Source organism: Kocuria arenosa (assembly GCF_042879215.1).
GTDB classification, from domain to species: Bacteria; Actinomycetota; Actinomycetes; order Actinomycetales; family Micrococcaceae; genus Kocuria; species Kocuria arenosa.
Window position 1 is genome coordinate 198358 of sequence record NZ_JBHZTA010000003.1, and the last position, 25721, is coordinate 224078.

Here is a 25721-nt window from a genome sequence, read left to right on the forward strand (position 1 = left end):
GTGGCGGGCACGGCCCGTCGTCGTTCTCAGACGTCGCCGTTCCCAGGACCTCCTGGCCCGGTGCCCCCAGGGGCTCCGCCGGTGGGCCGGTGGCGGGGCAGGTGGATCCGGAAACTGGCCCCGCGCCCGGGGCCGGCACTGGCGGCCTCCAGTGTTCCGCCCTGGGCCTCGACCAGGGCCTTGCTGATCGCCAGCCCCAGCCCCGAGCCGCCGCGGTGGGCCTCCCGGCCGGTGTGGGCGCGATAGAAGCGTTCGAAGACGTGCGGGAGGTGCTCCTCACTGATGCCCTCCCCGGAGTCGGTGACGGTGTAGGTGACCGCCTCCGGGGTGTGGCCGGTGTGCAGGGTGATGGTGCCCCCGGGTGGGGTGTGGCGCAGGGCGTTCTCCAGCAGGTTGCTCAGCACCTGGCCCATCCGCTCCGGGTCCAGCGGCAGCGAGGCGACCTCCGTGCCGGTGCTCAGCGAGGTGATCGACACGCCCTTGCCTGCGGCGTGAGGTTCGATCGCTGCGACCGCCTGGGCCGCCAGGTGCTGGGGATTCTGAGGAGTGAGCTGCGGTCGGGTCACGCCTTCCTCGGCGGCGGTGAGCTGGCGGATGTCGCGGGCCAGGCGCTCGAGGCGGGTGATCTGGGCGTGGAGGATCCCGGTGGTGTGCTCGTCGAGGGCGACCACCCCGTCCTCGATGCCTTCCAGATGGCCTTTGAGGCTGGCCAGCGGGGTGCGCATCTCGTGCGCCAGATCGGCCAGCATCTGCCGGCGGGTGGCGTCCACGGAGGCGAGCTTGGCCGCCATCTCGTTGAAGGACGAGGCCAGCGAGTCGAACTCCGGGCCCAGCTTCGCCGAGGTCACCCGCACGTCGTAGTTGCCGGCGGCCACCTCGCCGGCGGCGGAGCTGAAGGAGTCCAGGGACCGCCTGATGGTGCGGTAGAGGTAGAAGGTGAGCATCCCGGCGATGTAGAGCGCCGGGATCCCGCCGATGGACAGGGCGGTGAGGGTCACCGACTGGAAGGCGTCTTCCAGGTGCCCCAGCCCGTCGGCCTGATCGGCGTGCCCGGCATCGATGAGTTCGTCGTAGAACATGTCCGGCCCGATCAGCACCGCAGTCACGACCACGATCAGCAGACCGATCAGCAGCACAGCGGTCTGGGCGAGCATCAGCCGCACGGTCAGCGACTCCCAGGGCCGGGTGCGGCCGGTGACGACGGACCTCATCGCCCGGTGCCCATCCGGTAGCCGATCCCGCGGATGGTGTGGATGTACCTCGGGCTGGCGGCCTCGTCGCCGAGCTTCTTGCGGATCCGCCCGATGTGCACGTCCACCAGGTGCGCGTCCCCGGCCCAGGCGGTGTCCCAGACCATCTCCACCAGCTGCCGGCGCGAGAGCACCAGGTGCGGGCGGGCCGCCAGGGCGGCCAGCAGGTCGAACTCGATCCGGGTCAGCACCACCGGCTCCCCGCCCAGGTGCACCTCCCGGGCGGCCTCGTCCACCACCAGGTCCCCGATCACCAGCTCCTGTCCCGCCGGTGTGGGCGCGGGGCGGGTGCGGGCCCGGCGCAGCATGGCCTGGACCCGGGCCACGAGCTCGCGCGGGCTGAACGGCTTGGTCACGTAGTCGTCGGCCCCCACCGACAGGCCCACGATCTTGTCGACCTCGTCGTCGCGGGCCGTGAGCATCAGCACGTGGCAGTCGGAGAAGGTCCGCACCTGGCGGCACACCTCGATGCCGTCGGTCCCGGGCAGTCCCAGGTCCAGCACCAGCACGTCCGGGGCGAACTCCCGGACCACGGCCACCGCCTCGGTGCCGTCGTGGCGCACCGCGACCTCGAGTCCCGCCTTGCGCAGGTAGCCCGCGACCAGCTGGGCCAGATCGACCTCGTCGTCGACCACCAGGACGCGGCCCGTGGGGAGTGAGGACATGTCGGCTCCTTCGTCAGCGGCGCCCGCGCAGGACCGTGCGGGGCGCGCCGTTGGCCCGGGGGAACTGGAGGACGCTGCGTGCTCCGTGGGTGAGCGACCGCAGCAGGTGCAGGCGGGCGGGCTCGGCCGGCATCCGCAGCGTCGCGGTCGCGGCCGCCGGATACTCCGGGGCCACCTCGTGACGCAGGGCGGTGAGCCCCGCGGTGGTCTCAGTCGTGGTGTCCACGCCCCCCATCCTCCTCCACCCAGCCGGTGCGCGGTGGCTGTTGCGGCCAGGAGACCGTCGCGACCCGGGTCCCGATCGCGGCGACCACAGTCGGCACGGCCGCCGACCGGCCCGGCCGTGGCGCCCACCCACCCTGTCACCGGACTCCCGTCCCGGCGCAGGGGCGCACTCCTCAGGACTACCCCGGACGGTGCGCCCCGAGGACCCGAGGAGGCGGCTTCACCGCCTCACGCGCAGTCCAGCGCGGTGCGCAGCACCTCCAGGTTGTTGCGCATGACCTGCTGGTAGTCGGCGTTCTCGTCGGTCTGGCCCTCCACCGGATCCAGCACCGCGGTCTCGATGCCGTGCTCGGCCGCCAGGGTCTCGGCGACCTTCGGGTTGACCAGGGACTCCGAGAACACCGTGGTGACGCCCTCGGCCTCGACGACCTCGCCGATCTCGGCCAGCCGGGCCGGGGAAGGCTCGGTGTCGGGGTCGAGCCCGGCGATGGACACCTGCTCGAGGTCGTACTTGTCCGCCAGGTACCCGTAGGCGTCGTGGGAGACCACGATCGTCTTCCGCTCGCAGGTGGCCAGCCCCTCGGTGAACTCCTCGTCCAGGGCGGCCAGTTCCGTGGTCAGCCGCTCGGCGTTGGACTCGTAGGCCGCGGCGTTGTCCGGGTCGACCTCGGCCAGCTCGTGGGCGACCTCCGTGGCCACCGCGGCGAGCCGGTCCGGGTCCAGCCAGAAGTGCGGATCCTCCCCGTCGTGGCCGTGCCCGTCGTCACCGGAGGCGCCGTCGGCCTGCTGCTCCCCGGCCGGGGGCGCGTCGCCGTGGGCTTCTTCGGTGTGGGACTCCTCCGCGGATCCGTGCTCCTCGGCGGAGTGGGACTCCTCGCCCTCCACCCCGGCGTGCACCGCGTCGAGGGCGTGCTCGGGGGCCGCCTGGGCCACCGCGTCGTCGACCGCCGGCTGGAACCCGGAGAGGTACACGACGGCGTCCGCGGTGCGCAGTCCGTCGACGGCGGCCGGGGACAGCTCCAGGTCGTGCGGCTCGGCCCCGGCCGGGGTCAGCGACTCCACCTCCACGAGATCCCCGCCGACGCGCTCGGCGACGTACTGCAACGGATAGAAGGAGGCCTGCACGCTCAGCGCCTCACCCGATCCCTCCCCGGCGGCCGACGGGTCGGCCGAGCCGGAGGCGCAGGAGGCCAGGGCGAGTGCGGCGGCCAGGGACAGCGGAACGGTGAGAGCACGAGACAGGGTCATGAGAACAATTCTCAGTCAATCTGAGAATCGTTGTCAAAACTCCCCCGCGGGCGGACCCCAGGGTGGGCGGATTCTCAGGTGGCGCGCCGACAGGCGTCGCAGGTCCCGTGGAGCTCGATGGCGTGGGAGACCTCCGTGAACCCGTGCCGGCGGGCGGTCTGGGTGGCCCACCGCTCGACCTGGGTCTCGGCGACCTCCACGGTGTGCCCGCAGTGGCGGCACACCAGGTGGTGGTGGTGCTCGGTGCGCCGGCAGCGGCGGTACCGGGTCTCCCCTCCCGGGGCGGCGAGGGCGTCGACCTCTCCGGTCTCGGCCAGGGCGTTGAGGTTCCGGTAGACGGTGGCGAGGGAGACGGGCTCCCCCTGCTCCCCCAGCATGGCGTGGAGCTGCTGGGCGGAGCGGAACTCGGGGGTCCGCTCGAGCAGCTCGGTGAGGGCGGAGCGCTGTCGGGTGGTCCGGGACATGGTCATGCTCCTCGCAGCTGGAGGTCGTCCTCGATGTCGTGGAGGCGATCCGCGCCGTGCGGTCCGCCGTGGCGGCGGGTGCGCCCCAGGAGGGGCCGGGCGATCAGGACCAGCACGTAGCAGGCGATGGCCAGCACCACGATCGTCGCCCCCGGGGACAGCGGGTGGAAGTAGGTGATGGACAGGCCCGTCACGCAGACCCCGGCCCCGACGGCCATGGCCGTGCCCATGGTCCCGGCGAAGGAGCGGGTGACCAGCTGGGCCACGGCCACCGGGACGATCATCACGGCCGAGACCAGGAGGACGCCGACCACGCGCATCGACACGGACACGGTCAGGGCGGCCATGACGGCCACCAGGATGTTCAGGGCCCGGACCGGCAGCCCGGTGGCGAGGGCGAACTCCTCGTCGTGGCACAGGGAGAAGAGAGCCGGGCGCAGGCCGAGCCCGAGGCCGAGGACCACCGCGGCCAGCCCGGCGGTGAGCCAGACGTCCAGGGGGGTGACGGTGGCGATGGAGCCGAAGAGGTAGCCGGTGAGGTTCGCCGACGTGCCGCCGGCCAGCCCGATGAGCAGCACGCCGCCGGCGATGCCGCCGTAGAACAGCAGGGCCAGCGCGACGTCGCCGCTGGTGCGCCCCTTGGTGCGCATCACCTCGATGAGCACCGCGCCGATGACGGCCGCGACCACCGCCCCGGGCACGGCGAGGACGTCGTGCGGGGTGAGTCCGGCCGCCGAGCCGGCCAGCCAGCCCATGGCCACCCCGGTCAGGGCCACGTGGCCGATGCCGTCACCGAGCAGGGCCAGGCGCCGCTGGACGAGGTAGGTGCCGATCACGGGCGCGGAGATCCCCACCAGGGCGGCGATCAGCAGACCGCGCTGCATCAGCGGGCTGGCCAGCATGGCGGCGAGGGTCTCGATCATGGTCACTGCGGCTTTCCGTGGAGATCGGGGGCGGTGGGAACGGCGGAGGGCGCGTCCCCGTGGGGGTGCAGGTGCTCGTGGTCGGGGGCGTCGTGCCCCGGGGCCGGCAGCGGGGGGCTGCCGTCGTGGACGATGCGTCCCTGGCGCAGCACCACGGCGCGGTCCAGCAGGGGGGCCAGCTCGCCCAGCTCGTGGAGCACGACCAGCAGCGTGGTGCCGTCGGCCTGCAGCTGCGCCAGGATGCGGGCCATGGCCTCCTTGGAGACCTGGTCCACTCCCGACAGGGGCTCGTCCAGCAGCAGCAGCCGGGGCCGTCGCACCAGTGCCCGGGCGATCAGCACCCGCTGCTGCTGGCCGCCGGAGAAGATCGCCACGCTCTCGCGCGCCCGGTCGGCCAGGCCGACCTGCTCCAGGGCGTCGAGGCACGCGCGCCCGCCACCTGCGCCCGGGCGCAGGCGCCGGTGTCCCGTCAGCCCCGAGGCGACGACTTCCAGGGCGGTGGCCGGCACCCCGGCGCCCACGCCGACGCGCTGGGGGACGTACCCGATGCGCGACCACGGCACGGCCCGGCGCGCGCCGGTGACGTCGGCGCCGAACAGCCGGGCCTCGCCGGAGGTGATGGGCACGATGCCGAGCAGGGACTTGATGAGGGTCGACTTCCCGGAGCCGTTGCCGCCCATGAGGGCCACGGCCTCGCCGTCGTCCACGGTGAGATCCACCCCCCGCAGCACCGGAGCGGCGCCGAGGACCACGGTGAGGTCCTCCGTGCGGATCGCCGAGCGGTCCTCGGGGGCCGTCACCGGTGGAGTGGATCGAGGTTTCATGAGATCCATTCTCAAGAATATGAGAACGATGGTCAATTCGGCGTTCGACCCCGTAGTCCGAACCTTCCGTCCTTTCTTTAAGAATCATTCTTATGCAGGGTGGCGGGCATGCATCTTGTCATGGTCAGCTCCCTGGACGCCCTGAGCCGTCAGCGGGCCTGCGAGTCCCTCGCGGACGCCTTCCCGCGTGCCGTCGTGCTGGTGCAGGACCTGCTCGACGAGGGTGCGGTGGTGCGCCGGACGTTCCGGCCGGGCGCCCCCGCGGAACGGGTGACGACGTCGCTGGAGCACGGCTGCCCCAGCTGCGCCGTCCGGCTCGACCTCGTGCCGGCCCTCGACCGCCTGTGCGGGGCCGGGGAGGAGCACGTGGTCGTGGGGCTGCCCCCAGGAGTGCCCACCGCCACGGCAGCCCGCGCGCTGAGCAGCCTCATGGGCCCGCCACCGACCGTGGACGCGGCCGTGCTCGCCTGCGCATCGGCCTCCGTGGAGGACCAGATCTGGGACGGGCAGACCCTGGCCGAGGCCGGCTGCACCACCGTGGACGGGGACGAGCGGACGCCCGGCGAGTTCCTCGTCGGGGAGCTGGCCTTCAACGACACCGTGCTGCTGGCCGACCCGGATCTGGTGCCCGTCGGCGCCGAGGAGCGCGCCCGCGGTGTCGGGCTGCTGCGGGAGCTGGCCCGGCACGCGGACGTCGTCGAGCACGGCTCCCAGGTCCGCCCGGGGCGGCACCGTCCCGCCGAGGCCCTGCACCGCGCCGCCTCCGGGTGCCTGGAACCGTCCCGGGGCGCGCCGTCCTCGCCGTTCACCACCGTGGTGCAGCGGGTGGAGCGCCCGCTGCACCCGGAGCGCTTCCAGCACGCCCTCTCCGCCCTGGCGGCGGGCTGCTGCTGGCTGCGCGGGCTCGTCTGGCTGGCCGTGGCCCCGGAGTACCGCATCCTCGTGCAGGGGATCGGACCTCGGGTGTGGCTCGAGAACACCGGACCGTGGCCGGTGGAGCAGCACCGCGGACCGTCCGGGGGCCACGCGGTGCCGGCAGGTCCCGGGGTGCACGCCACCGTGCTGGCCGCCACCGGCGAGGACCTCGACGCCGCCGAGATGACCGGACTTCTCGCCTCGTGCCAGCTCACCGAGGCGGAGATGCGGTCCGGGATCACCGGACTGGCCGATCCTTTCGGCATCAGCTCCCCGAGCTGAACCCCGGGGGGATCCGCCGGGGGATCCGCACCGGATCCCCCGGCACCACGAGCAGTAACGACATTCAGAACGATGTCCAGAACGACAATCAGGAGGACGGATTGAAAGTACGCAACTCGCTGCGCGCCCTGAAGAAGGTCCCCGGCGCCCAGGTGGTCCGCCGGCGCGGCCGCACCTTCGTGATCAACAAGAAGAACCCGTGCATGAAGGCCCGCCAGGGCTGAGCCCGGCTCCCGACGACGAACGGCCGATGCCGGACCTCGGTCCGGCGGCAGCCGTTCTGTTGCTGCGGCGGGACACCGCCCGCCGGCGAGCCCGCCCGTCATGAGCTGCCGGCGCCGGCCGTCCGAGCGCCGGCCGCACCGCCAGGCTCAGCCCCGCACCGTTCCCACCGGCTCGGCGGCCCCCGTCGGCTCCTGGCCGGGATCCGGAACGGGGACCGTGGCGGCAGTTCCCACCCCGCCACGTGTCGCCCGTCTCGCGACGTCGGCGCTGGAGAGGGAGACGGCCAGGACGGAGGCGAGCACCAGGGCACCTGCGGGGCCGAGCACGGTCCACGGGGCGCGTTCGACGTAGCCGATGCCCTCGGAGAGCAGCAGCCCCCACTCCGGGTTCGGCGGCTGCTGCCCCAAGCCCAGGAACCCGAGGCCGGCGATGGCCAGGGCGGTGCCGGGCAGTCGAAGGATGGCGTGCCGGGTCACCTCCGGGAGGAGAGTGGGCAGGACGGTTCCGGCCAGGACGCGGGCCGGGCCCACGCCGAGCAGGGGCAGCACCCGGACGTAGGGCCGGGCCGAGATCTCGGCGACGAGGGCGGCGGTGTGGGCGGCCAACGGCGCCCAGCTCACCAGGGTGACGGCGAGGGCGGCCCCGGCGGCCGAGGGGCCGGCCACCGCCACGACGAGGATGCCGGCGATGATCGGCGGTGCCGCGTTGGTGACCTCGATCGGGCCGGTGGACCACACCCCGGTCACCCCGACGACGAGGCCGATGACCAGACAGGCGGCGACCACGACCAGGGCGAGGCCCAGGGTGTCCAGGGCGCCGTGGCCCACCCGCGCCAGCACGTCGCGTCCTGCGGCATCGGCTCCCAGGGGCAGCGCCCAGGAGGGCGCTTCGAGCCTCCCGTGGGCGGAGGTGTAAGGGTCCCGGAGCAGCCCGGCGACGATCAGTCCCAGCAGCAGGGCACCCGAGACGGTCGGCACCGTCCACCAGGACCGGCGCCGGCCCGGGGGCGGCCCGGGGACGGGCAGGTCCCCGGAGCGGGCGGCCGGCCCCAGCAGCGCCCGGCGGGCCAAGGCCGCCAGGACCCCGCAGGTCCCGGCGACAACGAGCAGGAGCAGCACCCCGGCCTGCAGGGCGGGGATGTCCTGGGACGCGGCGGCCCCGAGCAGGGTCCGGCCCAGGCCGGGGATCGCGAAGACCTCCTCGACCGGCACCGCTCCTCCGGTGAGCCCGACGACGACGAGGGCGATCTGCCCGATCACTCCGGGCAGGGCCCGGTGCAGCGCCGCGAGCGCGATCCGGGGCCGGGAGTGCCCGGCCACGGCCCATGTGTGCACCCAGCGCTCGGTGAAGGCGCCCGCCAGCGCGGTCGAGAGCAGCCGGCCGATCAGTCCGCCCGCAGGCAGGCCGAGCGCCAGGGCCGGCAGCACCACGTGCTGGGGGCCCTGCCACCCGTAGGGCGGCAGCCAGCCCGCCCAGACGGCCACGACGATCAGCAGCACGGCCGCGAGCAGGAACTCCGGCAGAGCGGTCAGTGCGGCGGCCGCCGCACCGGCCCCGCGGGCGGGGCGCCCGGCGAGCCCGCTGCGGACGGTGGGCACGCAGGTCAGGGCGGCCACGGGCAGGGCGACGAGCAGAGCCGCGCCCATCAGGGTCAGGGACACCCCCATGGCTTCCAGGACGCCGGGCAGGACCGGGCGCCCACTGATCCAGGAGGTGCCGAAGTCTCCGGTGAGCACCCCCGACGCCCAGTCGGCGAACACGGCGATCGGACCGCCGTCCAGGCCCAGCTCGGTCCGGATCTGGGCCAGCACCTCCGGGGTGGCCGGCCGGTCCGCGTAGCGGGCGCGCAGGACCGTGTACTCCGGGCTGTTGCCCGACAGCCATGGCAGGGCCCCGATCAGCACGACGACAGCGGCGAAGGCCGCTGCGCGGGAGATCAGGGCCGCCGCCCCTCCCCGTCCTCTCACTCGGCGACGGTGGTCTCAGCGGTGATGAGCTCGCGCTCGCGCGGGTCGCGGGCGGCACCCTCCACGCCGCTCTGCTCCCCCTGGATGACGCGCTCGTGGAGCATCGGGATCGCCGCGTCCTCGGCCAGGATCGCCGCTTCGGCGGCCATGATGGCCTCCTGGCGCTCCTCGCCGGGAGTGGCCTGTTCCGCGGCGGTCAGGGCGTCGTCGACGGTCTCGGAGCAGAACTGCGAGAGGTTGAACGAGCCCTCGCAGCCGAAGTCGCTGACCATGTAGGCCACCGGATCCCCCGAGTCGAGCACCGTGGCCCGGGAGAGGATGAAGGCGTCGAAGTCGCCGTCCAGGGCGTCGGCCTCGATGTACTGGTACTCGCGCACCTCCAGCTCGACCTCGAACCCAGCGGCCTCGAGCTGCTGCTGGAGCTGGACGGCGACCTCGGGCAGCTCGGCCCGGTCGGTGAAGGTGCCGATGGTGATCTTCTGTCCGGCCGGGTCCCCGGCCTCGGCGCGGTCGGCGAGCAGCTCGCGGTAGGCGTCGGCGTCCCTGCCCTCCGCGGCGTAGGGGATCGCCGGTCCCAGCAGCCCGGCAGCCACGTCGGCCCGGCCCTCGTAGACCCCGTCCACCACGGTCTGCGGGTTCAGGGCCTCGCGGGCGGCCGCGCGCAGGGCGGGGTCGGCGAAGGGCCCGTCCTCGTTGTTGAGGTAGAGGGTGTTGGTGCGCGGCATCGGCACCTCCGCCAGGAGGTCCTCTTCCACCTGGGCGGCCTGGCCCACGGGCACGGCCTCGACGACGTCCGACTCCCCGGTGCGCAGCGCGGCGGCCCGGGCGGTGCCGTCGGGCACGAAGGAGACGTCGATGCCGGCCGCGGCGGCGGCGCCGTCCCAGTAGTCGTCGTAGCGCTCGAGGGTGGCCCCGGAGGTGCCGTCCACGGCGGTGAGCTCGAAGGGCCCGGTGCCGTGGCCCACCGGGGTGACGGTGTCCCCCTCGTAGGCCGCCGGGGCCAGGACCGACAGCTGCGGGCTGGACAGCCGTTGGGGCACGAGCGGATCGGCCTCGGCGGTGGTGACCCGCACCGTGTCGCCCTCGGCCGCCACGCTCATCTCCACCCCGTCGAGGATGCGCGGGGCCGGCTCGGCCTCCACCGCCCGGGCCAGGGAGGCGGCGGCGTTCTCCGCGGTGAGCTCGGTCCCGTCGTGGAAGGTGACGCCGTCGCGAACGGTGAAGGACCAGGTGGTGTCGTCGAGCTGCTCCCACTCAGTGGCCAGCATCGGCTGCGCCTCCCCGGCCTCGTCCAGCCGGACCAGGGTTTCGGCGGTGGACCAGCGGGAGAGCTTGAAGGCGTCGTCGCTCAGCGGGGACAGCCCCGAGCGCGGCGGCTGCAGCATGGCCAGCTCGATCCGGGCGTCGGTCGAGCCGCCGGCTCCCCCGGCGGAGGAGGTGTCCGAGCCCCCGGAGAAGCACCCGGTGAGCAGCAGCAGGCTGACAGCGGCGAGGCCGAGGCCGGCGCGGCGGGGGGCGGGGCGGGGAGCGGTGGGGCGAGGGGGCATCAGAGGACCCTTTCGTCGTGATCGGTGGATGGGGCGGCGGAGATCTCAGGGGTACGGGCCTCAGACGGACAGCCGCGGGACGGCATCCACCAGCTCCTGTGTCGTCGGGTGGCGCGGCGTCTCGAGGAGCCGGTCGGTGGGCCCCTCCTCCACCACCTGCCCGCGGTCGAGCACCAGCGCTCGGTCGCACAGGGAACGGACCGCGGTGAGATCGTGGGAGATGAACAGCAGCCCCAGGCCTCCCCGCACGTGGAGGTCCTTCAGGAGCTCCAGCACCTGGTTGCGCAGCGGCAGGTCCAGCCCACTGACGGCCTCGTCGGCCAGGAGGATCCGTGGGCCGGTCACCAGGGCCCGGGCGATCGCCACGCGCTGGGCCTGGCCGCCGGAGAGCTCGTGGGCGTGCCGGGCCAGGTGCTCGGCACCGAGTCCCACCTGCTCCAGGGCGTCCTGCACCAGGCGCAGGTGGTCGCCGGGGACGCGGAAGCGCCGCAGCGGTTCCCGCAGCTGGCGCTCGACGCTGCGCCGCGGGTCCAGGCTGGACGCCGGGTCCTGCGGGATGTACTGCACGGCCTGCCGGGCCCGCCGGATCCGCTGCCGGCCGGTCAGGGGCGCGCCGTTGAAGAGGACCTCGCCCCGGTCCGGGCGCTCCACGCCCAGCAGCAGGGACAGCAGCGTGGACTTGCCCGAGCCGGAGGGACCCACCAGGCCCAGGGTCTCGCCTTCGCGCACCACCAGATCGACGCCGCGCACCGCGGCCACGGTGCCGGAGCGGGTCCGGTAGGTCCTGGTGAGCCCGATGCCGCGCAGCATGGTGGCGGGGGCTGCCGACCGGCTCACGACGCAACGCCCAGCGGCGCCGCACCCGACTGAGCCGCACTCATCGGAGCGGCTTCGGGCCGGAGCCCGGCGCGAGCTGCGGCGACCAGGGACACGGTGAACGCCGCCTGGGGCGACCGGACCACCTGCTGCACGGGACCGGCCTCGACGACCCGGCCCCGCTCCAGGACGACGACGGTGTCGCACAGGTCGGCGGCCACCGCCAGATCGTGGGTGATGAACAGCAGAGCGCTGCGCCCCGGTCCCGTGCAGCGGCGCAGGGCCTCGACGACATGGCGCTGGCTGATCATGTCCAGGGCCGTGGTGGGCTCGTCGGCCACCAGCAGGTCCGGGGACGCGGCCATGGCCAGGGCCAGGCACACACGCTGCCGCTGCCCACCCGAGAGCTGGGAGGGATGGGCGCGCAGGATTCGCTCCGGGTCCTCGAAGCCGACCTCACGGAGCAGCGCCTCCATCACCTGGACGGCGGCCGCCGCGCCGATCCGCCGTCGACGGGCCACGGCGGGCAGGAGCTGCCGGTCCAGGCGCACCACCGGGTTCAGGGCGGCCTGGGAGTCCTGGAAGACCGCCGCCATCCCCGGGCGCCGCCCTGGCGCCTGGCGCCAGGGCAGTTCACGGCCGGCGACCCGCAGGGAGCCGTGGACGTCGAACTGAGGTCCGAGCAGTCCTAGCAGGGCAAGCACCGTCAGGGACTTTCCCGAGCCTGAGGCGCCGAGGAGGGCCACCCGCTGTCCGGGCTGCACCTGCAGGTCCACTCCATGCAGGAGGGGCCGCCCGGCCACGGCGACGCCGAGTCCCCGCACGTCCACTCCGGTCCCACTGCGCATGCTTCTCCCTTGCCAAACCGGCCTCAACAAGCTCTCATAGTAATGAGTTTCATTCTCAACTACTAATTCGGCGGAGACCACGCCACGCGTCCGTCGACACGCGATCTGGTGCATCGATCCAGGAGGCAGTCCCATGACCCGCAAGCGCACTCCGAGCAGGTCAAGAACCGACGCCAGCGGCCCGCTGGTCGCGGTGTGCCAGGGCCACCGGTGCGCCGGCCTGCGCCGGCTGACCGGGACACCCGAGCAGGTGGAGGATCTCCAGGAGGTGGTGAAGGGCACGGCCGGAGCCGTCCTGATCTCGTCCCCGTGCATGGGACGGTGCGAGATGGCCTCACTGGTCGCCGTGGCACGGCGGGACGGACCCAGCGGGAGGGTCGGCCCTACCGTGTGGCTGAGCGGGCTCGAGGAGGAGCGCCGCGCGCAGGCACTGAACCGCTGGGTGGCCGCCGGCGGACCGCAGCGGATCCACCAGCCGGAGCACGACGCACCGGAACTCCTGCGGGAGGCCGTGAGCGGCTTCGGCCCGCCTCCAGCGGTCTCCCGCCGCACCCACTGACGCAGCACCGCCCGTGCGGCGGGGTCAGTGCTCGGGAACCTCCGGGACGGCCGCCGGCTCGGCGGCATGGGCGACCGCGTCGGCCACGATGTGGGAGACGTGGGTGTCGGCCAGCGCGTGCACCGCTTCGCGACCGTGCCGGGTCGAGATCACCAGGCCGGTCTCGCGCAGGATGCGCAGATGCTGGGACACCAAAGGCTGGGACAGCCCGGAGAGCTCCACCAGCCGGGAGACGGTCGCCGACCCCTCGGCGAGCAGGCACAGCAGCTGCAGCCGGGCCGGGGTGGCCAGGGCCTTGAACAGGCAGGCGGCCGCCTCGAGCTCAGCACGCTCAGCGCGCATCACGTCCTCCGACGCAGCCGGGGGAATGGGCGAGAAGCCCTGCACGGAGCAGAGGCTTCTCGAGATCGGCGAGATCGAGCGACTCAGTGCTCGTCGTAGTGGTCCTCGTGCAGAGCGTGCTTGTGGCCGTCGTGGAGGTAGTCTACGTGGTCCTCGTGCTGCACGGTCTCGTGCCCGCAGTCCTCGCCGTGGGCGTGGTCCGCCACGGTGTGCTCGGCCTGCTTGTCGTGATCGGCCATGACCGTCTCCTCAGTGGTCTCGGTGCGCCCCGGAGAGCCTGCTCCACCAATACAGCAGAAACATGCATACATTGCCATACGTTGAGGCAAGCCGTTCTTGTCCGCGTTGTCGCAGGTCATTGAGCAATACGATCAGTGGTGGAGCCGGACGCTCAGCCGGGGCATCAGCACCTGGACCAGCGGTCCGATGGCCAGCGCGTAGAGCACCGTGCCCAGCCCCACCGTGCCCCCGAGCAGCCACCCGGCGAGCACCACGGCCACCTCGATCGAGGTGCGCACCACGCGCACGGAACGCCCGGTGCGCCGCACCAGACCGGTCATCAGCCCGTCGCGCGGACCGGGCCCCAGGTGCACCCCGATGTAGGCGGCGGTCGCCACGGCGTTGAGGAGCACACCGGCGAGCACGAGCAGCACCCGCAGCGGCACCGACTCGACCGGAGGCAGCACCGCCAGGGTCGCGTCGAGCACCAGCCCGACCACCACCGCGTTGCTGAGGGTGCCGAGGCCGGGCCGCTCCCGCAGCGGGATCCACAGGAGGAGCAGCAGCACGCTGACCACGATGACGACGGTGCCCATGCTCACCCCGAACTGCCGGGACAGCCCCTGGTGCAGCACGTCCCACGGGATGACACCGAGCTCCGCCCGCACGAGCATCCCCATGGTGATGCCGTAGAGCGCCAGGCCGGCGTAGAGCTGCACGAGCCGCCGGGGCAGTCGGCGTGACTCCGGCCGGTCGATCGAGCGGGCCAGGGCACGCGGACTCCAGTTCATGCGGATCATCTTCGCACCGGCGCGGGACCTCCGGGTGTCCCCGGAGGTGGAACAATGCCCCCATCCCTTTCTCGCGACCGGAAGGTGCCTCGTGACCGGCATGGAGCTCGCCGTCGTCGCGCTCGTGGTGAGCGTGGCGTCCTGCCTCCAGGGCGCCATCGGCTTCGGCCTGGGCCTGCTCGCCGCCCCCGTGATCGCCCTGTTCGATCCCACCCTGCTGCCCGGCTCCCTCATCCTGGTGGCCCTCGGGCTCACCGTGCTCGGCGTGCTGCGGGACCGCGCCGCCGTGGACGTCAAGGACGCGGGCTGGGCCGTGATGGGGCAGGTCCCCGGCACGGTGGCGGGAGCCCTGCTGGTGGCCGCCCTGCCCGCCCGGACCCTGGCCCTCGTCCTGGCGGGCACCGTGCTGCTCGCCGTGCTGCTCAGCGTGTGCGGCTGGCAGCCGAGGCCACGGCCCGCGACCGTCGCCGCCGCCGGGGCCGCCTCCGGCCTCCTGGGCACGGCCACGTCCATCGGCGGTCCGCCCATGGCGCTCGTGTGGCACGGGTCCTCGCGCGCCCGGATGCGCGGCACCATGAGCGCGTTCTTCCTGTTCGGCACGCTGCTGTCCCTCACGGCGCTGACCGCGGTGGGATCGATCGACCGCCGGACCCTGCTGTTCGCCGCCGTTCTCCTGCCGGCCATGGTCCTCGGCTTCGCGGCGTCCGGGGCGGTCAACGCGCGGATCAACCGGCGCGTCGTCCGGCGGGTGGGTCTCGGCGCCTCCACGCTGGGCGCCGTGCTCGTCCTGCTGCAGGCGTTCTGAGCGGGACGGACGAGCAAGAGCCCGATTGCCGGGGCTGAGACGGACTCCGGTCGGATGAAGCAGACCGCCCGTCGCTGCTGAGGGACCACGCCCCGCCGTCGCAAGGTCATCCCTGCACGCAGCGTGATCGCCGAGTTCTGCGTCAGGCCTCAGCAGCTGACAGCATCGGCCGGTGACGGACTGTGCGGGCCGTCGTCCGCCGGTCAGGCCTTCCTGACCGTGAGGGTGACGTTGGGGCAGGAGGCGGCGATCCGGGTCAGGGCGGCCTTCTCGGTGCTGTCGACCTTGAGGCCCCAGCGGATCTTCACCGCGACCCACTCCCCCACGTAGCCGCAGCGGTTCTTCGGCGGCATCCAGGACTCGGGGCCGCGGGCCTGCTTGGCCGAGTTCAGTGCTGAGGTCTGGGCGCTGAGCGCGCGGTGGTCGCCCAGGTCGTTGTAGAACGCCACGCGCTTGGCCTTCGTCCAGTGCCGGGCCCCGGAGCCCCAGGCCTCGTGGACGGGCACGGTGTGGTCGATCTGCACGGTGGTGGCCGAAGTGTGCACCCTCCCGTCCCAGGTCGTGATCCAGCGCCCGCCCTTGACGGCGCACCGCTTGCTGGTGGTGAAGCTGATGCTCGCCTTGGACTCGTTCTGCAGCACCTCGGCGCGGGTGTTCTGGCAGTCACGGTTGGCGTCGTTCCAGTCGCCGAACTGCTTGTACCGGTCATAGCCGACGTTGTTCTCCGCGGCCACGGGCAGGGACTGCACCGCGGTGCGCAGCGAGGCGCTGTAGGTGGTCGCCGCCTCGGCGGGCACGGCGCCACCGACGAGGACGAGTCCCGCCACGACCACTGAGGCCGCGGCAGCCCGGAGCGGGCCACCGGCGGCGGAGGAACCGGTGTCGGGAGTGCGGGCACGAGAAAACAGTCCGAGGAACATCGGGGGCCTCCAGGATGGGGGGTGAGGCGCCGTTGTGGCGTCCCCTCATCCTGGCATTGCCATTGCAAATAGATGTGTTATGTCATGATCGCGCTTCTGGGGACAACCGCCCTGACGACGGCGGACCCCGCCCGCTCACAGGCCCCTGTGGGCGCGGGCGCTCACCGGCCGCCTGAGCGCCCGCGCTCACCTCCGGAGCGGCCCGTCGTCGTGGCACGGGTCCTCGCGCCCGGATGCGAGGCACCCGGTCAAGCAGTGGGAGACACTCGACTGCTGGAGGTCAGCCGGCCCGGGCCACCGTCTCCGCCAGCATCTCGGCGGTGGGGTACCGCGAGCGCAGGAAGGCCAGCGGCAGGCCGGTGCGGCGCGCGACGAGGTCGTGGGTGGGCGGTTGCCCCTGACGGCTGAGGTCGAGCACCGTGGCCCCGATCAGCTGTTCGCGCTTCCGGTGGCGCCGCTCCTGCAGGTGCTGCACGTCCTCTGGGCTGAGCCGCCGCTTCTTGCGCACCGGGCGACGACGACCGCCACCCGCGGTCCCGTGCCCCCGCGCGCCCGGCGAGGCGTCGGGAGTCCGTGCGACGTCCTCGCGGGAGGCCCAGGCCCTCGCCCCGGCCACGTCCCTGTGCAGCTGCTCGACGAGCTCCTTCGACGCGGAATACCGCCGCTGCGGCCGGAGCCGCTCGTGCAGCCGGACAAGGACGGTGTGCCCGTAGAGGTCACCCGCGAAGTCGAGCAGGTGGGCCTCCAGCAGGCGCACCCCGTCCCTGCCGTAGTAGGTCGGCCGGCGGCCGACGGACACCGCGGCCAGGTGCACCGGTCCGGACCGGGCCGGGTCGATCTGCACGGTGGCCGCCCAGACCCCGTCGCGCCACGGCTGGTCGGGCACCGCGACGTTGGCGGTGGGGAAGCCCAGCAGCCGGCCGCGCCGGTCCCCTGTGACGACGGTCCCCTCGACCTGCCAGACCACCGCACGGCACCGGCTCAGTTCGAGGACCCCTTGGGGGGAGTGGGGGCACGGGTCCGGGGAGGACGTGCTCGCGCGCGCGTCGGGGACGGGCGGAGGATCCGCCGGGTGCGAGGGCACGGCGCTCGGTGCGGCGGTGTGCGGGTTCTTCATGCGGTGCTCCCCTGGTGCTCTGGTCCTGTTCCGGGGCGAGGCGCCCGTCCCGGGGGGCGTGTCTGCTCCGGTCCGCGCTCAGGCGTACCGGAGTCCGGCGACGGCGTACCGGGCGTAGTCCTTGCGGGCGCTCGTCCGGAGGGCCTCGGTGACCTCGGCGGCCGCGTCCTGCATGGCGCGGACCCACTCCTGGACGGTGGCGCCGTCCACCGCTGCGGGCAGGCGGCACAGGCGCAGCACCAGTCCCGAGTTGGCGAGCTCGCCGGCGTCCGGGGCGAACACGGGCACCACCACGCTGGCCAGCTCGATCCCGGTCTCGGAGGCCTCGACGGAGCCGCCGAAGAAGTGGCTCGCGCCGGCAATGGTGGTGCGCACGGCACGGTCGCGGGCCGGGGTCAGCTCGCCGCCGGCGTACTCGCTCAGCGCCTCCCCCAGCCGCTCGTAGCCCTCGGGGTCGTGGTCCACGCGGGAGATGGCGTACCCCTGCTCGCGCACCCGCTCCGCGGCCTCGCGGTAGGCGGTGCTCACCTGCTCGTCCTGCGGGTGGATCCGCGAGACCCAGCGGTCCACCTGGTCCGGGCTCCAGGCCACGGCGGCCTCGCCCAGCGGCGGGATGAGGGGCACGCGCACGCCGATGCGCTCGTCGGCGTCGGTGTCCCCGCCGTAGGAGGTCGCGCCGATGGTCTGATCCAGGGCGCTGACCTGCACCAGCGCCGCGGCCGAGCACCCGAACCGCCGCGCGAGCCGGTCCAGCTGCGGACGGGCCGCCTCCGCGATCCGCACGGCGGAGATGAGCGACTCGTCCACGTGGGCAGACAGCCCCGTCGTGGAGAAGCCGCCGTAGCCGCCCTGGAAGAACAGCAGCGGCGTCACCGGCCGGTTCACCGCGATGTCGTCGACGGCCACCAGGGTGATGTAGTGGTCGCCGGCCTCGATCTCCCGCTCGATGCTCCCGTGGAGGTGCGCCACGGCGCCGGCGATCACCGGCGCCCCCGAGGGCGAGCGGCTCCACTCGACCTTGTCGAACTTCTCCGGGTCCTTCGAGGCGAGGGTCCTGCAGGCCTGCAGCTGGTCGTGGGCGAAGACGCTGATGCACACACCGTCCGCCGCCCGCAGCTTCGCGTAGGAGGCGGAGGTCGTCATCGGCATGAAGGAGACCAGCGGCGGCTCCAGCGAGACGGAGCTGAAGGTGCCGACCACCATGCCCACGGGTGCGTCGTCGACCATCGCTGTCACCACCACCACACCCGTCGGGTAGTGACCCATGACGTCGCGGAACGCCCGCGGATCGAAGGTGGTCGGGGTGTCGAGAGTGCTCTCGCTCATGGCGTTCTCCTCGTGGTGTGGTTCGGCGACCCCTCGGCCAACCGTTTGCACTATCCAGATTAGAATATATTCGTGATCCGGATCACGCCACCCCTGTCCCGAAGTTGATCACACCACCCGTCATTCATGCTGGGAAGGACAAAATCTTTTCAAACCAATTATGCAGAATCCGTTGACAGTGTCATAAATCACACACAAGATGGGGCTTCAGCACCGGGACCCGTGAGTTCGCGCGGGATGTCCGGAGAAATCTACGGAGAGGTCATCGTGAACCGACTCAGATCAGTCAGCGCACCGCTGCTCGTCTTCCTGCTGTTCATCGGCGCGTTCTTCGGCTATCCACTGCTGATGCTCGTCTACGGCGCCTTCCGCAGCGGCCAGCCGGGCACCAGCGGGGACTTCGGTCTCTCCGGGTTCACGAACGCCTACGGGGACCCGGCAACGTGGGAGACGCTGTGGGCCTCGGTCCTCTACGCCGTCGGCGTGCAGACCATCGGCATCGTGGGCGGGTTCGTCTTCGCCTGGCTGTCCACCCGGACCAACACCCCGGGAAGCCGAGCCATCACCGTCACGATGATCACCATCTTCGCCATCCCCACGCTCTTCTTCGCGATCAGCTGGGGCATGCTCACGAGCCCGACCGGCCTGATCACCCAGATGCTCGGCACAGGACCGGAGGGCGGACCCCGCCTCGACGCGTTCTCCTGGACCGGATTGATCCTGGTGAGCGGTCTGAAGGGCATCGCGGTGATGTACCTGCTCCTGATGGGCCCCGTGCGCGCCCTGAACCGCTCGATGGAGGAGGCGGCCCGGCTGTCCGGGGCGAGCCGGCTCCGGCTGTTCGTGGACATCAACATCCCGATCCTGCTGCCCACCCTGTCCGGTCTGGCGATCCTCGGCTTCGTGAACTCCCTGGGGCAGCTCGACGTCGCCCTCATCCTGGGCGTGCCGGCCGGCATCTACGTCTTCCCGACGCAGATCTACGACTTCCTCGCCACCACCCCGATCCGCTACGACTCCGCGAGCGCGCTGGCGCTGCTGCTGATCGCCATCATCTACCTGCTGGTGCTGCTGCGGTCCAAGGTCCTCGGCAACCGGAACTTCATCACCGTGACCGGCAAGGCCTACCGCCTGGAGCGGGAGGACATCGGCGCCTGGAAGTGGGCGGGCCTCGCGCTCTTCCTGCTGTACACGGCCGTGGCGCTGGTGGTGCCCCTGATCCAGCTCGTCATCGGCTCGCTCCAGCCCGTCCTGGGCGTCTCCGGATTCACCGTCCAGCACTACCTCGACCTCTTCGACTCACCGAACGTGCTGAGGGCCCTGCAGAACACCTTCTTCGTCGGCGTCATCGGCGGGTTCTTCGCCACGGCCCTGGCGGTGCTCATCAGCTACCTGGCGCTGCGGAGCAGGAACCGGTTGGCCAAGGTCCCCGAGCTCGTCGTCTGGGCTGTCGTCGCTGTTCCCGGGATCGTGCTGGCCCTGGCGATCACCTGGGCCTACCTGAGCGTGCCCGGCCTCCGGAACCTCTACGGGTCGATCTGGATCGTCCTGATCGCCCTGATCATCGTGGTCACGCCGATCGCCCAGCGCGCCACCAGCGGGCCGGTCGGCCAGCTCGGCGTCGAGCTGGAGGAGTCCGCAAGGGTCCACGGCGCCTCCGCGCCGCGCATGATGGGAACGATCGTCGTCCCCCTGATCGGCCCCACGTTCCTGGCGTCCTGGTTCATCTCCGGCGTGATGGCCGCCGGCAGCCTGGACATCCCGATCCTGCTGTCGAGCACCCGGACGGAGACCGTCTCGCTGCTCGTCTACAACTACTACACCCAGCTCGGCAACGGGTCCCGGGCCGCCGCCCTCCTGCTGGTCCTGCTCGTGCTGCTGGCCCTGGGCGGGGCGCTCATGCTCGGCATCGGACGCCTCCTGCGCCGACGCGCCGAGCGCAGGACCAGGTCCCGCGGCGCCCTGGTGGACGCCGTCCGGCCCGACCCGGACCCCGACCGGACGGCCCCCACGCCCGATCCGGACCAGATCCCCGACGACACCCGCGCCGTCAGCGCGGCCTCCACCCGATAGGAAGAGCCATGGCAAGAGTGATCATCGAGTCCCTGGAGAAGCGGTACTCCCCCAAGGCGGCGCCGGCCGTGCCGTCGCTGGACCTGGAGATCGAGGAGGGCGAGTTCCTGACGCTCCTGGGCCCGTCCGGGTGCGGGAAGACGACCACCCTGCGCTGCGTCGCGGGACTGGAGCGCCCGACGGGCGGCCGGGTGTCCATCGGGCACGAAGTGGTCGATGCCCCCGCGGAGCGCCGCCACGTCCCCCCGGAGAAGCGGGACATCGGCATGGTCTTCCAGAGCTACGCCCTGTGGCCCCACATGTCCGTGGCCGCCAACGTCGGCTATCCCCTCCGGATGCGCAAGGTCAGTGTGCCGGAACGGGCCCGCCGGGTGCGCGACGTCCTCGAGATGGTGGGTCTGGACGAGTACGCGAGCCGCATGGCCACGGACCTGTCCGGAGGCCAGCAGCAGCGCGTGGCCCTGGCCCGGGCCCTGGTCGCCGCCCCCCGCCTGCTGCTCTTCGACGAGCCGCTGTCCAACCTGGACGCCCGGCTCCGCCAGGACATGCGCAGCGAGCTGCGGGACATGCACCGCCGCCTGGGGACGACCTCCATCTACGTCACCCACGACCAGGAGGAGGCCGTCTCCCTGTCGACGCGCATCGTCCTCCTCAACAAGGGCGAGATCGAGCAGGTCGGCACGCCCCGGGAGATCTACTGGCACCCCGTCTCGCACTTCGTCGCCGACTTCGTCGGCTACGACAACTTCCTGGGGGCGACGGTCGTCACCGCCGACGACCACGGCGTCGCCGTCCGCCTCGACGGCACCGACCTGCGGCTGGACTGCCCTGCCCGCGCCGGGCTGCGCGAGGGGGACCGGGTCGAGATCGCCATGCGCTCGGCCTCCGTCATCATGGGCGAGCCGGCCGAGACGATGCCCAACCGGTGCACGGGCACGGTGGTCGACATCGTCTACCTCGGCGACGAGTACATCTACGCCCTCGAGATGGGCCCGCAGCGCTTCTCCGTCTCCCTGCGCACGGCGGAGGTCGCCAACATCTGGCCTCACGGCGCACCCTCCCGCGGCGACACCGTCACCGCGGCGATCCCGCCGGACTCCCTTGCCTGCCTGCCCCTCTGATCCCGCCCGCACCATCCTCACGAAAGGTCCACACATGAAAGCACGTAAGAGCCTCACCGTCCTGGGACTGGCCTCGGCCCTGGCGCTGACCGGCTGCGGCGGGGACGCCCCGGCCGCCGAGGGCCTCGGCGAGCGGGAGGGGGTCGACGCGGAAGCCGGCCTCGGCGGCGCGGAGGCCATGGCGGAGTTCGAGCAGATGTACGCCTCGGCGGTCGAGAGCGGACAGACCTCGGTCAACGTCTACACGCCGCTGACGGCCACCTGGCCCGCCGTCTTCGAGGGCTTCCAGGAGCGTTTCCCGGAGATCCAGGTCGAGCCCCTCCAGATCGTCGGCGCCGAGCTCGACACCAAGGTCTCGCAGGAGCAGTCCTCGGGCCAGCGCATCGCCGACGTGGTCATCACCGGTGACACCGGTGCCGTGGCGCTCGCCGACCGGGACTACTTCTCCGAGTACCGCCCGTTCAACGCGGAGGAGCTCACCGGTGACCCGCAGTTCTCGCTCGACGCGGGGACTCTCACCGCGGTCTCGGCCTCGCCCCGCGGGTTCGTGCACGACACGCGTCAGGATGTGGGGGGTGCGCCGGAGAGCTGGGACGATCTGCTCGACCCGGCACTGAAGGGCAAGATCACCATGACCGATCCCGCCACCGACGGCGGCGGGATGCAGTGGGCCGATCTGGTGCTCAACGAGGACTCCCTCGGGAAGGAGTACCTCGAGAAGCTGGCCGACCAGGACGTGGTCATCGCGTCCAACACCGCCGAGTGCCACAACGCCGTGGTCCAGGGGCGCGCCTACGTCTGCCTCATGGGCGCCATGGGCAACTACCTGACGCTGTCCGGGGACGGGGCGCCGGTGGAGATCACCTATCCCGTCGAGGGCGGCAACTGGGCGACCTACTGGTACGCCGGGGTCATCGACGGCGCCGAGAACGCCGAGGCGGCGAAGCTGCTCACCGCCTGGTTGAACAGCCCCGAGGCCAACGGGATCAAGGCCGAGGCCGGCCACGGCCCGGTGACCAACGCCGAGGACGTCGACCTGCAGTTCGAGAACCCGGCGGACGTGCCGCAGCTGCCGCGACCGGACCTCGTCGACGTCGCCGACCGGCAGAAGTCCAGTCAGCCGGTGATCGCGAGCATCTTCGGCTGACACCCGCCGAGCGGCGGCGGGACCACCGGGAGCCGGTGGTCCCGCCGCCGCTCGTGCCGTCGGACCGCCGCCCCCGGCGGCCCCTCACCGGCGTCGGCGTCCGACGGCACGCACCTCGGCCCGGAGCACCGAGCCACCAGCGAACAGGAGTGGAGCACTGTGGGACACGAACCGGAACGAGGCATGCGCGTCATCACCCTCGGAACCGCCGGTGGTCCGCTGCTGCGGCCGGGACGGGACGCGCGCCACCGCAGCGGCATCGCCACGGCCGTCGTGGTCGGTCCGGCCGTCTACCTGGTGGACTGCGGGCACGGCGTGGGGCTGCGCATGGCCGAGGCGGGACTGTCCGTCACGGACCTCCGTGGGATCTTCCTCACCCACCACCACTCGGACCACACGATCGACCTGAACTCCGTCATGGTCCTGGGCGGACTCGCCCTCCGGGGCCACCCGGAGCGGACCGTTCCCGTGCTGGGACCGGGCCGGCGCGGGGTGCTCCCACCGGTGTCCGGCTCCGGGGAGGAGCCAGACCCTGTCTTCCCCGACGCCCCGGCCCCGGGGACGGCGGACCTGGTCGAGCTGCTGCTCCGTGCCCACGCCACCGACCTCAACGACCGGCGGCGGGACTCCCGCGCGCCGGACCTCTCCCGCGTCTTCCGCGGCGAGGACATCGTCATCCCACCCCGCACGGGCTTCCATCCCGACGAGGCGAACCATCCTGACATGGAGCCGCTGGAGGTCTTCCGCGACGACCGCGTGACGGTCACCGCCACCCTGGTCCAGCACCGGCCGATGGCACCCGCCTTCGCCTTCCGCTTCGACTCGGCCCACGGCTCCGTCACCGTCTCCGGGGACACCGCGCCCAGTGCGAACCTGGTCCGCCTGGCCGAGGGGTGCGACCTCCTGCTCCACGAGGCCATCGACCTGGAGGCCGTGGCCGACAGCTACCGCGCCCCCACGCAGCATGACCTGGACGCCAGCATGGGACACCACCGGCGGGCGCACACCACCCCGGAGGACGCCGGGCGCATCGCGGCGGCGGCACGGGTCCGCACGCTGGCCCTGCACCACCTCGTCCCGGCCCACGCGCCGCTCGAGACCTGGATGCGCGCCGCCACCACGTTCGGCGGGGAGCTGCTCGTGCCGGCGGACGGCGAGTCCATTCCGATCGGGCGATGAGCGCGAGCCCCGGACGTCCCGCCGCAGGACGTCGCGGACGGCCGCCGGGACATGCCGCGAGGCTTCCGTGCGAGTGCTCGGCAGCCTCGAAACAGAATACATTCTGTATTGACCTTTACATCATCCCTGGTTTATTCTGATTCGAGATGTGATGTGCATTACCCGTCTTCGCCCTGCCGGAGCCCGGGGGAACGACAGCAGACACGTCCGGCCCCGGACACCGGTGCGCCGTCGACGGCAAGGAGGCACAGTGGAGAACCGATTCGACCCGGCGTGTGAGGTCATCGTGGTGGGGGCCGGTCCCGTCGGCCTGACCGCCGCACTCCTGCTGGCCGACGCCGGCGTCCGCACCACGGTCGTGGAGAGGTCCACCGCCCCCGGTGACCTGCCCCGGGCCATCAGCCTGCAGGACGAGTCGTTCCGGATCCTCGAGCAGATCGGGATCGCCGACGACCTCAAGGCGGAGTCCCTGCTGGACACGGGCAGCCGCTACTTCGGACTCGACGAGCGCCTGCTGGCGGAGGCGCGGCCGGTCCCGTCGCGGCTCGGCCACCCTGCCAAGACCCAGTTCGACCAGCCGGTCCTCGAGCAGCTGCTGTTCGACCGGGCGCTGGCCCACCCCCGGCTGGAGGTCCTGCTCGGGACCGAGGCGACGGAGCTGTCCCAGGACGCCGAAGGGGTCACCCTGGAGGTGCGCACCCCGGACGGCCCGCGGGTCCTGACCGCCAGCTGGCTGGTCGGGGCGGACGGCGGGCGCAGCTTCACCCGCTCCGCCGCGGGGATCGACCTGGTCGGCTCCACCCAGCCCCAGCGCTGGATCGTCATCGACCTGCTCAACGAGACCACGCCGCGGGACCCGTACGCGGAGTTCCACTGCGACGGCCGGCGGCCCTACGTGCTGGTCCCCGGGGTCAAGGGACGTCTCCGGCTGGAGTTCATGCTCTTCGACCACGAGGACGCGGACGCGATGACGTCCCCGGCGCAGATCCGGGAGCTGATGCGACCGTTCCGCCCCGAGCTGGACCCTGCCGACGTCCGGCGGGCGGCCGTGTACGTCGCCCACCAGCGGGTCGCCCGCTCCTACCGCGCCGGCCGGGTCTTCCTGGCGGGGGACGCCGCGCACCTGATGCCCCCCTTCGCCGGGCAGGGGCTCAACGCGGGACTGCGCGACGCCTCGAACATCGCCTGGAAGCTGGTCGAGGCCGTCCGGGGCGGCGCCACCGACCGGCTCCTGGACACCTACGAGACCGAGCGGCGCATGCACGGCGCCAGGATGATGGTCCTCTCCCGCCGGATCGGTGCCGTGGTGATGGCCACGAACCCGGTCGCCACATGCGCGCGCGACGCCGTCGTCCAGCTGCTGCGCAAGGCTCCCCCGGTCCATGACTTCCTGGCCAACATGCGCTTCGTCACCCCGCCGGACTACTCCGGCGGCGTCGCCGTGCCGACCGGCGAGGGCTCCGTCGAGCTGCCCGGCGTCACGGTGGGCCGGTCCCTGGGCCAGCCCGCGGTCACCGATGCGTCCGGCGACTCGGCCGGCCTCGACGCCCATCTGGGCCGCGGGTGGTCGGTGATCGCCCTGGGCGCCGAGCCCGAGGCACTGGACCCCTACTTCACCCGGATCGGCGCCACCGTGCTGCGGCTGGACGGCCCGGGGAGCGCCGCACCCGCCGGGGGTCCGGGCCCGGACGGGGTCGTCCGTCTCCGGGAGGAGCGCGCGGTCCTGACCGCCGGCCTGCCCGCCGAGCCGGTCCTCGTCGTGGTCCGTCCGGACCGGTACGTGGCCGCCGTCTTCACTCCGGCTGGGCAGGCACGGGTCGTCGGGGTGCTGCGGGCCCACGTCGACGACCGCGTCCGCGCCTCGCGCCAGCTCACCGCCTGATCGACCACGCCAGGCCGCCCACCGCCGCACCAGGAGGACCG

26 protein-coding genes are annotated in these 25721 nt (G+C 72.6%); 9 read left to right on the forward strand and 17 right to left on the reverse strand.

The genetic code is table 11. The features are described from left to right. Positions 1-26: 26 nt before the first annotated feature. From ACFYE3_RS06950 to ACFYE3_RS06980, 7 genes are all read right to left on the reverse strand, one after another. Positions 27-1211 (reverse strand): sensor histidine kinase, encoded by a 1185-nt coding sequence (locus ACFYE3_RS06950; protein WP_387607378.1) that lies wholly within the window; start codon positions 1209-1211, stop codon positions 27-29. Beyond that, positions 1208-1915: a response regulator gene (locus ACFYE3_RS06955; RefSeq protein WP_387607380.1), complete on the reverse strand. Its 708-nt coding sequence runs from the start codon at positions 1913-1915 to the stop codon at positions 1208-1210. Before ACFYE3_RS06955 ends, ACFYE3_RS06950 begins: the two co-directional genes overlap by 4 nt. 13 nt (positions 1916-1928) lie before the next feature. Next, entirely contained in the window at positions 1929-2141 is a 213-nt protein-coding gene (locus tag ACFYE3_RS06960; RefSeq protein ID WP_387607382.1) for a hypothetical protein, read from the reverse strand. Positions 2142-2368: 227 nt separating this feature from the next. Next, on the reverse strand, positions 2369-3388 hold the full coding sequence (locus ACFYE3_RS06965) for a metal ABC transporter substrate-binding protein (protein ID WP_387607384.1): 1020 nt from the start codon (positions 3386-3388) through the stop codon (positions 2369-2371). Positions 3389-3462: 74 nt separating this feature from the next. Then, entirely contained in the window at positions 3463-3852 is a 390-nt protein-coding gene (locus tag ACFYE3_RS06970) for a Fur family transcriptional regulator (protein WP_387607386.1), read from the reverse strand. Positions 3853-3854: 2 nt separating this feature from the next. Further along, positions 3855-4775 (reverse strand): metal ABC transporter permease, encoded by a 921-nt coding sequence (locus ACFYE3_RS06975; RefSeq protein WP_387607388.1) that lies wholly within the window; start codon positions 4773-4775, stop codon positions 3855-3857. Positions 4776-4777: 2 nt separating this feature from the next. After that, complete coding sequence (locus tag ACFYE3_RS06980) at positions 4778-5599, reverse strand: metal ABC transporter ATP-binding protein (protein ID WP_387607391.1); 822 nt, start codon at positions 5597-5599, stop codon at positions 4778-4780. A gap of 120 nt (positions 5600-5719) precedes the next feature. Here ACFYE3_RS06980 and ACFYE3_RS06985 point away from each other — a divergent pair, with 120 nt between their 5' ends. Both ACFYE3_RS06985 and ykgO read left to right on the forward strand, forming a co-directional pair. Then, positions 5720-6796: a GTP-binding protein gene (locus tag ACFYE3_RS06985; protein WP_387806087.1), complete on the forward strand. Its 1077-nt coding sequence runs from the start codon at positions 5720-5722 to the stop codon at positions 6794-6796. Positions 6797-6897: 101 nt separating this feature from the next. Beyond that, positions 6898-7020 (forward strand): type B 50S ribosomal protein L36, encoded by a 123-nt coding sequence (ykgO, locus tag ACFYE3_RS06990; RefSeq protein ID WP_387607395.1) that lies wholly within the window; start codon positions 6898-6900, stop codon positions 7018-7020. Positions 7021-7167: 147 nt separating this feature from the next. Here ykgO and ACFYE3_RS06995 read toward each other — a convergent pair whose 3' ends face one another. Genes ACFYE3_RS06995 through ACFYE3_RS07010 form a run of 4 tightly spaced genes read right to left on the reverse strand, consistent with a single transcriptional unit; the run spans position 7168 to position 12199 of the window. Then, complete coding sequence (locus ACFYE3_RS06995; protein WP_387607398.1) at positions 7168-8988, reverse strand: ABC transporter permease subunit; 1821 nt, start codon at positions 8986-8988, stop codon at positions 7168-7170. Beyond that, the gene (locus ACFYE3_RS07000; protein WP_387607400.1) at positions 8985-10535 is read right to left on the reverse strand and encodes an ABC transporter substrate-binding protein; all 1551 of its coding nucleotides are present in this window, start codon (positions 10533-10535) and stop codon (positions 8985-8987) included. The genes ACFYE3_RS06995 and ACFYE3_RS07000 overlap by 4 nt, the downstream gene beginning before the upstream one ends. Positions 10536-10595: 60 nt before the next feature. Further along, on the reverse strand, positions 10596-11372 hold the full coding sequence (locus ACFYE3_RS07005; RefSeq protein ID WP_368833743.1) for an ABC transporter ATP-binding protein: 777 nt from the start codon (positions 11370-11372) through the stop codon (positions 10596-10598). Beyond that, positions 11369-12199: an ATP-binding cassette domain-containing protein gene (locus tag ACFYE3_RS07010; protein WP_387607402.1), complete on the reverse strand. Its 831-nt coding sequence runs from the start codon at positions 12197-12199 to the stop codon at positions 11369-11371. Before ACFYE3_RS07010 ends, ACFYE3_RS07005 begins: the two co-directional genes overlap by 4 nt. A 133-nt stretch (positions 12200-12332) precedes the next feature. Between ACFYE3_RS07010 and ACFYE3_RS07015 the strand changes: the two genes are divergently transcribed. Then, complete coding sequence (locus tag ACFYE3_RS07015) at positions 12333-12758, forward strand: hypothetical protein (protein ID WP_387607404.1); 426 nt, start codon at positions 12333-12335, stop codon at positions 12756-12758. Positions 12759-12782: 24 nt separating this feature from the next. Here the strand turns inward: ACFYE3_RS07015 and ACFYE3_RS07020 are convergent, their stop codons facing one another. The 3 genes from ACFYE3_RS07020 to yczE all read right to left on the reverse strand — a co-directional run bounded on the left by ACFYE3_RS07020 (position 12783) and on the right by yczE (position 14119). Next, positions 12783-13100 carry an ArsR/SmtB family transcription factor gene (locus ACFYE3_RS07020; RefSeq protein ID WP_387607406.1) on the reverse strand — a complete coding sequence of 106 codons (318 nt, stop codon included), beginning with the start codon at positions 13098-13100 and terminating at the stop codon, positions 12783-12785. Between the two features lie 83 nt (positions 13101-13183). Next, complete coding sequence (locus tag ACFYE3_RS07025; RefSeq protein ID WP_368833739.1) at positions 13184-13339, reverse strand: zinc transporter permease; 156 nt, start codon at positions 13337-13339, stop codon at positions 13184-13186. A gap of 132 nt (positions 13340-13471) precedes the next feature. After that, entirely contained in the window at positions 13472-14119 is a 648-nt protein-coding gene (gene yczE, locus ACFYE3_RS07030; RefSeq protein ID WP_387607408.1) for a membrane protein YczE, read from the reverse strand. 91 nt (positions 14120-14210) lie between these two features. Between yczE and ACFYE3_RS07035 the strand changes: the two genes are divergently transcribed. Then, positions 14211-14915 (forward strand): sulfite exporter TauE/SafE family protein, encoded by a 705-nt coding sequence (locus ACFYE3_RS07035; RefSeq protein WP_387607921.1) that lies wholly within the window; start codon positions 14211-14213, stop codon positions 14913-14915. Positions 14916-15118: 203 nt separating this feature from the next. On the opposite strand, the gene ACFYE3_RS07040 is transcribed toward ACFYE3_RS07035, so the two are convergent. The 3 genes from ACFYE3_RS07040 to ACFYE3_RS07050 all read right to left on the reverse strand — a co-directional run bounded on the left by ACFYE3_RS07040 (position 15119) and on the right by ACFYE3_RS07050 (position 18278). Further along, the gene (locus ACFYE3_RS07040; RefSeq protein ID WP_387607410.1) at positions 15119-15835 is read right to left on the reverse strand and encodes an HNH endonuclease family protein; all 717 of its coding nucleotides are present in this window, start codon (positions 15833-15835) and stop codon (positions 15119-15121) included. A gap of 280 nt (positions 15836-16115) precedes the next feature. Continuing rightward, positions 16116-16952, reverse strand: coding sequence for a riboflavin kinase (locus ACFYE3_RS07045; protein WP_387607412.1), 837 nt, complete (start codon positions 16950-16952; stop codon positions 16116-16118). 78 nt (positions 16953-17030) lie between these two features. Continuing rightward, positions 17031-18278, reverse strand: coding sequence for a flavin reductase (locus ACFYE3_RS07050; protein WP_387607413.1), 1248 nt, complete (start codon positions 18276-18278; stop codon positions 17031-17033). Between the two features lie 267 nt (positions 18279-18545). Between ACFYE3_RS07050 and ACFYE3_RS07055 the strand changes: the two genes are divergently transcribed. From ACFYE3_RS07055 to ACFYE3_RS07075, 5 genes are all read left to right on the forward strand, one after another. Next, the gene (locus ACFYE3_RS07055; RefSeq protein ID WP_387607415.1) at positions 18546-20351 is read left to right on the forward strand and encodes an ABC transporter permease; all 1806 of its coding nucleotides are present in this window, start codon (positions 18546-18548) and stop codon (positions 20349-20351) included. Positions 20352-20359: 8 nt separating this feature from the next. Next, positions 20360-21472: an ABC transporter ATP-binding protein gene (locus tag ACFYE3_RS07060; RefSeq protein ID WP_387607417.1), complete on the forward strand. Its 1113-nt coding sequence runs from the start codon at positions 20360-20362 to the stop codon at positions 21470-21472. Between the two features lie 34 nt (positions 21473-21506). Beyond that, on the forward strand, positions 21507-22619 hold the full coding sequence (locus ACFYE3_RS07065) for an ABC transporter substrate-binding protein (RefSeq protein ID WP_387607420.1): 1113 nt from the start codon (positions 21507-21509) through the stop codon (positions 22617-22619). Between the two features lie 183 nt (positions 22620-22802). Continuing rightward, positions 22803-23798: an MBL fold metallo-hydrolase gene (locus ACFYE3_RS07070; RefSeq protein ID WP_387607422.1), complete on the forward strand. Its 996-nt coding sequence runs from the start codon at positions 22803-22805 to the stop codon at positions 23796-23798. Positions 23799-24048: 250 nt separating this feature from the next. Next, entirely contained in the window at positions 24049-25680 is a 1632-nt protein-coding gene (locus ACFYE3_RS07075; protein ID WP_387607424.1) for a bifunctional 3-(3-hydroxy-phenyl)propionate/3-hydroxycinnamic acid hydroxylase, read from the forward strand. Positions 25681-25721 lie beyond the last annotated feature (41 nt).